11 protein-coding genes are annotated in these 10,086 nt (G+C 71.8%); 4 read left to right on the top strand and 7 right to left on the bottom strand.

The window, feature by feature from the left end:
• The 4 genes from QH276_RS00475 to rimP all read right to left on the bottom strand — a co-directional run.
• The coding region (locus QH276_RS00475; RefSeq protein WP_280406545.1) for a translation initiation factor IF-2 N-terminal domain-containing protein at window positions 1-813 on the bottom strand (813 nt) is incomplete at its 3' end.
• Between the two features lie 108 nt (window positions 814-921).
• Entirely contained in the window at window positions 922-1,335 is a 414-nt protein-coding gene (locus QH276_RS00480; RefSeq protein ID WP_348536940.1) for a YlxR family protein, read from the bottom strand.
• A 62-nt stretch (window positions 1,336-1,397) separates the two neighbouring features.
• Window positions 1,398-2,426, bottom strand: a complete 1,029-nt coding sequence (gene nusA / locus QH276_RS00485) for a transcription termination factor NusA (RefSeq protein WP_280397566.1) — start codon at window positions 2,424-2,426, stop codon at window positions 1,398-1,400.
• A complete protein-coding gene (gene rimP / locus QH276_RS00490; RefSeq protein WP_280397565.1) occupies window positions 2,423-3,046 on the bottom strand; it encodes a ribosome maturation factor RimP in 624 nt (207 codons plus the stop codon). Before rimP ends, nusA begins: the two co-directional genes overlap by 4 nt.
• A gap of 159 nt (window positions 3,047-3,205) precedes the next feature.
• Here rimP and QH276_RS00495 point away from each other — a divergent pair, with 159 nt between their 5' ends.
• The 3 genes from QH276_RS00495 (at window position 3,206) to QH276_RS00505 (ending at window position 5,520) form a co-directional block, all read left to right on the top strand.
• On the top strand, window positions 3,206-3,757 hold the full coding sequence (locus QH276_RS00495) for a hypothetical protein (protein WP_348536602.1): 552 nt from the start codon (window positions 3,206-3,208) through the stop codon (window positions 3,755-3,757).
• On the top strand, window positions 3,754-4,188 hold the full coding sequence (locus QH276_RS00500; RefSeq protein WP_280397564.1) for a ferritin-like domain-containing protein: 435 nt from the start codon (window positions 3,754-3,756) through the stop codon (window positions 4,186-4,188). Before QH276_RS00495 ends, QH276_RS00500 begins: the two co-directional genes overlap by 4 nt.
• 1,089 nt (window positions 4,189-5,277) lie before the next feature.
• On the top strand, window positions 5,278-5,520 hold the full coding sequence (locus QH276_RS00505; RefSeq protein ID WP_280397563.1) for a hypothetical protein: 243 nt from the start codon (window positions 5,278-5,280) through the stop codon (window positions 5,518-5,520).
• A gap of 137 nt (window positions 5,521-5,657) precedes the next feature.
• Here the strand turns inward: QH276_RS00505 and QH276_RS00510 are convergent, their stop codons facing one another.
• From QH276_RS00510 to QH276_RS00520, 3 genes are all read right to left on the bottom strand, one after another.
• Entirely contained in the window at window positions 5,658-7,421 is a 1,764-nt protein-coding gene (locus QH276_RS00510; RefSeq protein WP_280397562.1) for a hypothetical protein, read from the bottom strand.
• 152 nt (window positions 7,422-7,573) lie between these two features.
• Window positions 7,574-7,762, bottom strand: coding sequence for a hypothetical protein (locus tag QH276_RS00515; protein ID WP_280397561.1), 189 nt, complete (start codon window positions 7,760-7,762; stop codon window positions 7,574-7,576).
• A 107-nt stretch (window positions 7,763-7,869) separates the two neighbouring features.
• Window positions 7,870-8,946, bottom strand: coding sequence for an NAD(P)H-dependent amine dehydrogenase family protein (locus QH276_RS00520; protein ID WP_280397560.1), 1,077 nt, complete (start codon window positions 8,944-8,946; stop codon window positions 7,870-7,872).
• A 123-nt stretch (window positions 8,947-9,069) separates the two neighbouring features.
• Here QH276_RS00520 and QH276_RS00525 point away from each other — a divergent pair, with 123 nt between their 5' ends.
• Window positions 9,070-9,804, top strand: coding sequence for a glucose 1-dehydrogenase (locus QH276_RS00525; RefSeq protein WP_280397559.1), 735 nt, complete (start codon window positions 9,070-9,072; stop codon window positions 9,802-9,804).
• The last annotated feature ends 282 nt before the right edge of the window (window positions 9,805-10,086 follow it).

Consider the following 10,086-nt stretch of genomic DNA (forward strand, 5'->3'; position numbering starts at 1 on the left):
GGGCGGCATCGAAGCCGGGCTCGGCCGCGGACCGCCGGGGCGGGGACCGCCCTGCGCCGCCGCGGGTCGCTGGCCACCGGGACCGGGCCGCGGTGCGCTACCACCGGGACGCGGGCCACCCTGGCCGGGGCGCGGACCGCCCTGCGCCGGACCCGGGCGCGGACCGCCCTGGCCCGGGGTGGGACGCGGGCCGCCCTGACCCGGCTGCGGACGCGGCGTCGGGCGCTCGCGTTCGGGGGCCGAGGAGTACGGGTTGTTCCCGACCCGGGGAGTCTTCGGGCCGGGTTTGGGGCCGGGACGGGCCGGGGCCTGCCCGGGCGCCGGCCGCTGCTGACCCGCCGGACGGGCGGGCGGAGTGGCCGGTTTCGCGGCCGGAGCCTGCGCCGCTTCCCGGGACGGGGCCGGTGCCGGACCCGGTTTCACCGCGGGACCGGGCCGCGGTGCCGCGGCCGGCTTCGGGCCGCCGTCGGCGGCCGGAGCCGGTACTGCCTCGGCCGCGGGAGCGGATTCGGCGGGACCCGGTTTAGCGGCCTGCGCCGGGGTACGCGGGCCGGGACGGGGTCCGGGCGCCGCGGGTTTGGCCCCGGTTGCCGGACCGGGGCGGGCCGAGGGCTTGTTGCCGTTCGACCGATCGGATTTCGCCGGCGCGGATTTCGCCGCGAACGACTCGCGCAGCCGGCGCGCGACGGGTGCCTCCACCGTCGACGATGCCGACTTCACGAACTCGCCTTGCTCCTTGAGCTTCGCGAGTAGTTCTTTGCTCGTGACACCGAGTTCTTTGGCCAACTCGTGCACGCGGGCCTTGCCTGCCACTGCTCTCCTCACTGAGAGGTCGAGCAGCGCCGCCCGCCTGCTGGCGGGGACCCGCACGACCTCGGGTTAACTCCGATGGACGTTCATCGTTGGTACTTCACGGTGTGCTCATGAGTGCTCGTGCCTGTTCTCGAGGTGTTGCTCCAGGGCTGAGATATCCAGATGTCCGGACACTCGTAGTGCTCTGCCGATCGCTCGGCGCCGGACCGCGGTGCGCAGACAAGACGAAAAGGGGTGCAGCCAGGCACCCCGTCCGGGAAGTCTGCGCTGTGGATCGGGAACAACCACGACGACGTCCGCACCATTCCCGGTGCGGGGCCCTCGTGCCACGATCCGCAGCAGTTCGGCGGCCGGTTCTCGTTTCCGGCACCCGACACACGTACGCACCGGATACACCGGGCGCCGGGGCGCCGCGGATTCACCACGTTCGTGGGCGGGAACCGAAGACTCGGACCGAACCTGGCTCCACTCTACCGCTGACCGGTCGCCGACCTCCAACCCCGCCCCCGGCTGCGCCTGCACCGGCGGGTCGTCGTGGCGTGTGCGCTGGTCGCGGACGGGGCGCGCCGTATGCGGGGCAGGAGTCAACGGCGCTGGGCCTCCGTACGGACCGAACCACCCGCATCCGGGGCCGCATCGCTGCGGATATCGATCCGCCAGCCGGTGAGCCGGGCGGCGAGCCGCGCGTTCTGGCCCTCCTTGCCGATGGCCAGCGACAGCTGGAAATCCGGGACGATCACCCGCGCGGCACGGGCATCCGGATCGACCACTGTGACCGAAACCACCTTCGAGGGCGACAGCGCGTTCCCCACGAAGGTCGCCGGATCCTCGGCGTAGTCGATGATGTCGATCTTCTCGCCGGCCAGTTCGCTCATCACATTGCGCACCCGCTGGCCCATCGGGCCGATACAGGCGCCCTTGGCGTTCACCCCGGACACCGTGGACCGCACCGCGATCTTGGACCGGTGCCCGGCCTCCCGGGCCACCGCGACGATCTCGACCGACCCGTCCGCGATCTCGGGCACCTCGAGCGCGAACAGCCGCCGCACCAGATTCGGGTGGGTGCGCGAAAGGGTGATCTGCGGGCCGCGCGGCCCACGGGACACTCCGACCACATAGCACTTGATCCGGTCGCCGTGTTCGTAGCTCTCCCCCGGCACCTGTTCGGCCGACGGGATCAGGCCCTCGGTGCCGTGCAGTTCGCTGCCGATCCGCACCACCACCGTGCCGCGGGCGTTGGCACGCGCGTCGCGCTGCACCACACCGCCGACGATATCGCCTTCGTGGGTGGAGAACTCGCCGAACGATTTCTCGTTCTCCGCGTCCCGCAATCGCTGCAGGACCACCTGGCGGGCGGTGGTGGCGGCGATCCGGCCGAACCCTTCGGGGGTGTCGTCCCATTCGGAGACCACCTGCCCCTCGGCGTCGAGCTCGGTGGCCAGTACCCGCACCAGGCCGGTGCGCTGGTCGATCTCGACCCGGGCGTTGGGCTGATGACCCTCGGTGTGCTTATAGGCGGTGAGCAGCGCGGATTCGATCGCGGAGATCACGGTTTCGATCGAGATCCCCTTATCCGCGACGATCGCGCGCAGGGCTTCGATTTCGATGTTCATTCCATGGTCCCTTCGGTCGAATCGGACGCGGCGACGGTGTGTGCGGTGAGCTCCGCGGCGTCCGCTCCCGCGGGTGGGCGGCCGGTGGCGACACCCCCGGCAAGTTCCAGTTCACGCGCGCCGGGCGGGGAGAACTCCACCTCCACCACGGCACGTTCGATATCCCCCAGGGCGACGGTGACCAGGTGGGGACCACGTTTACCCCCGACCACCAGCGCGATCCGGTCGCCGTCGAGGGCTCCGACCCGGGCGTCGAAGGCGGTCGGTAATCCCGTTTCGGGTGGTTTCACGCCCGGCCGCAACCGGATCGCCACCTTGCGGCCCCGCGCCCGGCGCCAATGCCGGTCGGCGGTGAGCGGGCGGTCGATACCCGGGGTGGTCACCTCGAGCAGGTATCGATAGGCACCGAACTCGTCGTCCGCTTCGTCCAGGCGCGCCGACACCTCACGGCTGAGTTCGGCGATACTGTCCAGATCCGCCGCGTCGTCGCTGTCCACGACGACCCGCACCCGGGTCTGCCCCGCCGCGGTGGAAACCTCGACTCCCTCGAGATCGAATCCTCGACCGGCAACGAGTCCGGCGACGAGCCGGCTCACCCTTTCCTCGGTCGGCATCGGCATATGGGCAGCTCCTGGTTCAGTTGTTACGCGGACGGAAATGTTCTGTGCCGGTCACCTAGCGTAACGCGCGCCGAGAAGGTAAAGGACCAGCGGTCGGCGGTAAGTCCGCCCGCCGACGCCGAACCGGGCCGCACAGCACGGATCTGGCACGATGGTCCGGTGACAGAGCGTGTTACCGACCGGCCCGCGGCCGGGTTCTCCCGCGGATCCGCACGTCAGGGGGGCCGCATCGATCGGCGGACGGCACTGCGGGTGGCCGGTGGCGGCGCGGTGGGGCTGCTGGCAGTCCCCGCACTGCTGTCCTGCGCCGAAGAGCCGATCACCGAACCGGATGTGCTGGTCGCCCAGGAGTTCTCGGCCCGTTCCGACGCTGCCGCCGCGACCGCCGCGATCACCCTCGACCCCGCCCGCACCGCCGCGCTCACCACCATCGCGGCCGAACGCACCGCCCACGCCGACGCCCTGCGCACCGAGATCGACCGTGCGATCGGCGTGTACGGCGACGGAACGACCCCGGCCGTGCGCACCCCGGCCCCCACGACCACCCCCGCCCCGGCCGCCCCGCCGAGTATCGACGGCCTGCGCGACCAGCTCACCGCCTCCCAGCGCGCGGCGGCCGATCTGGCGGTCACCCAGTCCGGTTACCGCGCCGGCCTGCTCGCGTCGATCAGCGCCGCGTGCGCGGTCCATGTGGGGGTGCTGCTGCCGTGAGCGCCACCGAACAGCGGGCGCTGGCAGAGGCGCTCACCGCCGAATACGCCGCCGTCTACGCCTACGGGGTGATCGCCGCCCATACCGCCGCGGACCAGCGGCGTACGGTGGCTCAGCACACCGCCGCCCACCGCGCCCGCCGGGATTCGACGGTCGATCTGCTGACCGGTCAGCGCGCCACCGTGCCACCGCCCGACCCGGCCTACACGGTCCCGATCCCGGTTGCCGACCCCGACTCCGCGGCCCGGCTGGCGATCGTCGTCGAAACCGATACCGCGGTGGCCTGGCGGGCGGTGGTCGAGCGCGCCGATACCGAAAGCACCCGTCGCATCGCCGTCGAGGCACTCACCGAATGCGCCGGGCGGCGCGCGGTCTGGTTGTCGGCCCGGGGCACCGCACCCGCCACCACCGCCTTTCCGGGCCGGCCCTGAACAACCGCCCGATCCGTCGGGGCGGCACCACGGACAGTCGGCCGGACATGTACCGCGATACGACCGGCCATCCCTTCCGATCCGTTCACAGGATTCGTAGGGGCCGCACCCTGCCGGCACGGCAGCGAGCCGGCAGTTACCGACGGCGCCCGGCCGCGGCTCGGACAGTCGAGCTTCGGCATCATCCTGCCGGGGCGCCCGACTGCGAGCCGCGCTCTTCGCAATGCTCCGCGGCCGTTTCGTTGCGGGGATCCGGCCCGCCACCTGTGCCGCCTCTCGGCCCGCACCGGGCCCGAGTCAGCCGCGGCCTCCCGGTTCCCGCCCGTCCGCCCGGTCGCGGGGGAACACGGTTCCGGCAGCACCGTGCGTCGAACCGCGGCTCCGGGACCAGGGCGCGCTGCCCCGCGGGGGCCTTTCCTGCGGTGTCAGCGAGCCCATGGATCCGCCGGGCAGTCCTGGCATATACGGCATCGAGGAACCGGCGCCACTGTTCCACGGCGTGCTGCCAGGGACCTGAGTCTGTCCCGTACCACCGATTTCGCCGCCGGTGAGACCGGGCGTCCACGGAGTCGAGCCGGTCGGTACGGACGACAGCCTCGTCGCCGGGTCGGTCGCCGGGGTCTCGGCAGGCGAATCCGCCACCGCGATCGCGCTCGTCCCCGGTGACGCCGGCCCTGGTGGCCTACCCGGGTCGCTCGGAGGCACAGCGTCTTTCCCGGCGGCCTCGCTGACCGGTGCCGACCCGGGACCGGTACGGCCGGGGTCGGGTGTGGTGGCCGCGGCCGCAGGATCTGTCACTTTCGCAACCTCGTGCGCCGGTTCCGCCGACGGGACGAACCCTGCCGCCGCGGCGTCATCGGCTCCCGCGCCGGCCCGGCCGGACCCTGAATCGCCCGACTGCTCCGGTCCCGGCTCCGTGGCGGGCCGAGATCGCGCGTCACCCGCGGGAGTGGAGTCCTCCGTCACCGCCGACGCGTGCGGTCGAGGGCTTCCAGCCGGCCCGGCTTCGTGAACTGCCGCCGGAGCCGCCGCTGAGCGCTGTCCGGTTCCCGCCTGTTCCGCCGGCGTGCTCGCGCCTCGGCCGGCCGGATGTTCGCCGGCGGTGGCGGGCGCAATCCGGCCGGCGCCGGCCGCGTCCGCCTGGACCAGCAAGGCGATGGATTCGGCCCCGCCGGCCGCGGTGCGCACATCGCGGCGCATCACCGCGCCGGCGGTTTCGCCGATCGCGCCGAGGCGGGTGGCCAACTGCCCGGCGACAGCGTCCACGGTTGTGCCGTCGGCGCCGTCACCGCCCTCGGTCATTGGCACGTCTCCACCATTTCGCCCTGCTGAACCTCCCCGGCGGGTGCGCCGATCGCGGGCCGGCTCGCCGCACGCGAACGGCCCCGGGCACGCGTCCGGTCACCTTCGGACACGGTGACATGCATCGGCGGGCCCCGGGCCACCGGGTATTGCCGCCGCTGGGAAGTTCAGCCGTAGGAGGCCACGCCGACCGGCCCGGTCCCCAGGCACAGTTGCAGTCCCGGTGTCCGGTTCTGGATCAGCAGCGCCGACCCGCTGCCGGTGATCCGCACATACACCGTGTGCATCCCGGCCCGGACCGGTACCGGAACCTTCTCGCCGCTCTCGAATCCCACCGTGATCTGCGCGTCCCGGTCGGCGAAGTAGTTGAGCTGGGCGGTCCACTCGTGCGCGATCATCGGACCGTCCAGCGGGATCCGGACCGCCACCGTGCCGTCGATACGATGGCCGCAGCCGGGCACCGGCCCGGGTACGACAGCTCTGTTCCACCACACCCGGGCCTCGGCGAACGTGCCGTTGTCGGTGATCATCCGCAAGTGCTCGGTGGTATCGGCGAAGGCGCCGGGCGGGGTGATCGGCGCGAGTACCCGGCTCGCCTCGTTCTGCGGGTAGGTGGTGGGGTTCAGCACGCCCCATGGCACCTCCTGTTCCAGCAGCGGCACTCCGTCCCAGCGGGCGAACTCCGATTTCACCGTCGTCACATAGCTCTCCGTGGGCCCCTCCGACCAGCTGCGGGTGAAGGTGTACGTCGACCACAGGCTGCTCAGCACGAACAGCACGACCACCCCCACCACCGCCGGAGCGCGGTTCCACCGGGCGGCGCCGGGGTTGCCACGGACAGGCCGGCGGCCGTGGGCGAAGGCCCGCAGCACGAGCACACCCGCGACGGTGAGCACGACGGCGGCGTCGGCCAGATAGCGCAGCGACATCATGAGTTCGTCGACCGTATTGGGTCCGGCGCGCATCAGCACGACAGGTATCTGTACCGCCGTGAGGTACAGCGCGGCCGCCAGCCATACCCGCCAGACCACCGGCCGGGCCCGGAGAGTGGCGAGGACCACCGCGACCAGCAACCCCCACGCCACCCAGACCGCCCAGTCGGGCGCGACCGCCCACGGCGCGGACGGTACCCAGCGCTCCCAGCCCCAGGGCCCGCCCAGCAGCGCCGTCACCACACCCGCCCAGGCGGCCCGGGGCAGCATATGGGCCACCTCGCCGGAACCCCCGTCCCCGGGCGATATCCCCGCGACCGCGAAATAGACCAGCGCCCAGACCATCAGGATCACCGCCGACCCCGCCCACAGGCCCGCGCCGCGGCGCAGTATCGCGCGCACGTCCGTCCCCCGGCTGTCGACAGCCCGGCGCAGCAGCACCACCGCGAAGGCCACGAACGGCACCACGACCGCCTTTTCGAAGAACAGCAGCGAAACCGCCACCGTCAGCACCCCGGATACCGCGTACCGGCGGCGCCCGGTCCGGTCCAGCGCCAGCGCGTCGGCAGCCGCCCAGGCCAGCGCGAACTGCAGCGGCAGGGCGTTCAACGCGGCCGACCACCAGGCGAACGCGGGCAGGGTGAGCGGGCCGAAGAGATAGAACGCCAGCGGGATCAGCAGGATCCGGCGCCGCCCCAGCAGCATCAGCAGCAGGCGCAGGACCGCGAGCGCGGCGGCCGCCTGCATGAGCAGTGTCACCGCGGCCGCGACCGGCCAGTTCAACGGCGCGACGGCCGTCACCAGCCAGGACACGGCGAACGCCAGCGGCATGAAATGACCGTCGTGCTCGTGGAGCAGCAGCTCACCCGACCACAGTGGATAGGTACCGGCACGGCCGGTGAGGATCAGATCGTCCCAGTAGAAATAGCCGTGCGCGGCCACCCAGGTCCGGACGGCGAGCTGGATCGCGATCAGGACGACGGCCACCCCGAGCACCATGCGCCCGGGTCTCTCCGGGCGTAACCCGCCCCGGACCCGCGCGACCCGTGCAGGCGGGGCGGCCGGGTCCGGCGCGGGGGATCGCTGCGGTACGACGGCCGGAGCGCTACCCATGGGCCCCCACCCTACAAGCGGCCGATCCGGCCGGTGGGCTACGTCTCGGCGTCGGTGCTCGCGGCGGTGTCCACGCCGAGATCGAATTCGCTCAGGTCGACGGCATCGGTGCGTTCGTCCCCGATATCGAGCAACTGTGCGACGGCATCGGAATCGCCGTGCGCGGCGCGCTCCCGCAGTTCGGACAGGTTCGGCTCACGAGGGCCGGACCGGTCGGGCTCATACATTCGGCGCAACCCTTCCTGGTGTCGGCGACGAGCCACCGGCCCGCCCCGGTTCCCGAGCTTAGGCGGGCGGGCGGATCGCCGCCGAATCCGCAGGCAGTGACACCGCGTCAGGCGGGGGCCGTGATTCCGGGCCCGGAGTACATCGGCAGGTCGGCGGTGGTGCGGATACCCGGTTCGGCGGCCACGACGGCCGGTATGGCATTGACCACCCGGCCGACCCCGGCCAGGATCGCCGCGTAATTGTGATCGCCCCGGCGGCTCGTCGGGCAGATATCCACGGCATACGACGGTTCGCCCGTGATCTCCACCCGGTAGGACCCGCCGCCCTGCGCGGGACGCGCCCAGTCGGGCCGCAGATCGTCGCGCAACCGGGTGATGTGCTCCACGACGATCGCCGGGTGGCCGGCGACCCAGCCGGTGATCTCGAACCGCAGCGCCGCCTGGCTGCCCGCGGGGACGCGGCCCACCGCGATCTCGAAGCTCTCGGGCGCGGGTTCGCGTTCGTAGGTTTCGGTGATCTCGTCGATCCGCACGCCGAGCCCGGCGGCCAAGGCGCGCATACCCGGCCCCCAGGCGATCCCCAGGACGCCCGGTTGCAGCAGCATCGGCGTCTCGTCGAGCGGTTTCCCGAAACCCATCACGTCGAACATGACCGTGGACCCGTCGTAGGTGGCGTAATCCGCGATCTCCAGACAGCGCACCTTTTCTACCCGCTGACAAGTGGAGGCCAGTGCGAACGGGATCAGATCGTTGACGAATCCCGGATCCACGCCGTTGACGAAAACGCTGGCTGCGCCCGCGGCGGCTGCCGTCTCCACCTTCGCGAACAGTTTGTCCGGCAGGGTGCCCCAGGGATGCATGAGCAGACCCGGCGCCGTCCCGGCCACGTTCACCCCTGCCTCGAGGAACCGCGCGATATCGTCCATCGCCTCGGTCAGCCGGGTATCGCCCATCGCGCAGTACACCGCGCAGTCGGGGCGGGTCGCCAGCAGTGCGTCGATATCGCCGACCGCGGTGATCCCGGTGACGTCGTCGAGCCCGGCCAGCTCACCGGCATCCCGGCCGACCTTGTCCGGAGTCGATACCCCCACACCGACGAGGTCGAACCGCGGGTCGGTGATCAGCTGCGTGAGGGCGATCCGGCCGGCGTTACCGGTGCCGGCGAGGACGACGCGAAGTGCCATTATTTCTCCTGGGTGCGGCGGCGCGAACGGTGAAATCACCGTCCCACCGCGGTCTTCGGGCTCCGAGCACTGTTCCGGAACAGTGTCTAGAACGTGTTCCAGTTTCATGGTAGCGTCACCGCCATGGGACGTGTAGACGGCAAGGTCGCCCTGATCAGCGGCGGTGCACGGGGTATGGGCGCGGCCCATGCGAAGCTGCTGGTGGCCGAAGGCGCACAGGTGGTCATCGGCGATGTACTCCACGACGAGGGCAAGGCCCTGGCCGACGAGATCGGCCCCGCCGCGCGCTACGTCCCGCTCGATGTCACCGAACCCGGCCACTGGGAGGCCGCCGTCACCGCCGCCACCACCGAGTTCGGCAAACTCGATGTCCTGGTGAACAATGCCGGCATCGTCAACGGCGCTCCGCTGCAGAAACTCTCACTGGAGAAGTTCCGCGCCGTGATCGAGGTCAACCTGGTCGGCACGTTCCTCGGTATGCGTGCCGCGGTCGAGCCGATGATCGCCGCCGGCGGCGGCTCGATCATCAACGTCTCCTCCATCGAAGGGTTGCGCGGCGCTCCCTTCGCGCACGGCTACGTCGCCTCCAAATGGGGCGTCCGCGGCCTCGCGAAATCGGCCGCGCTGGAACTCGCGCAGCACAATATCCGGGTCAACTCCGTCCACCCCGGCCTGATCCGCACCCCGATGACCGCGGGCATTCCCGACGATCTGGTGACCATCCCACTCGGCCGCCCCGCGGATTCCGCCGAGGTCGCCACCTTCATCCTGTTCCTGGCCAGCGACGAATCCTCCTACGCCACCGGCAGCGAATTCGTCGTCGACGGCGGACTGGTCACCGGAGTGCCGCACAAGTAGCACCGGGAACCGCGCGGGCGCATTCCGCCCGTGCCGGAATCATCGCCCGTAGGCCGCCAGAAAGGTGGCGGCCGCCCCGGCGGGGGCCCCGCCCCCCCCCGCCGGGGGGCGCCGCTGGGCGGCGCACAGGTTTGGGGCCGCCCGGCCGCCCCACCCCCCTCTTCCGCGCCCGTATCTGGCGGGGGGCCCGGGGGGGCCGGTTTTCCTTAAACCGACCCCCCCCCCGGGGGGGCGCAGGCTGTGTGCGGCGGCCTTGGGTTGACGGTCGCGGGTGAATACACC

This window comes from Nocardia carnea (assembly GCF_029869215.1).
In the GTDB taxonomy this organism is placed as follows: Bacteria; Actinomycetota; Actinomycetes; order Mycobacteriales; family Mycobacteriaceae; genus Nocardia; species Nocardia carnea_B.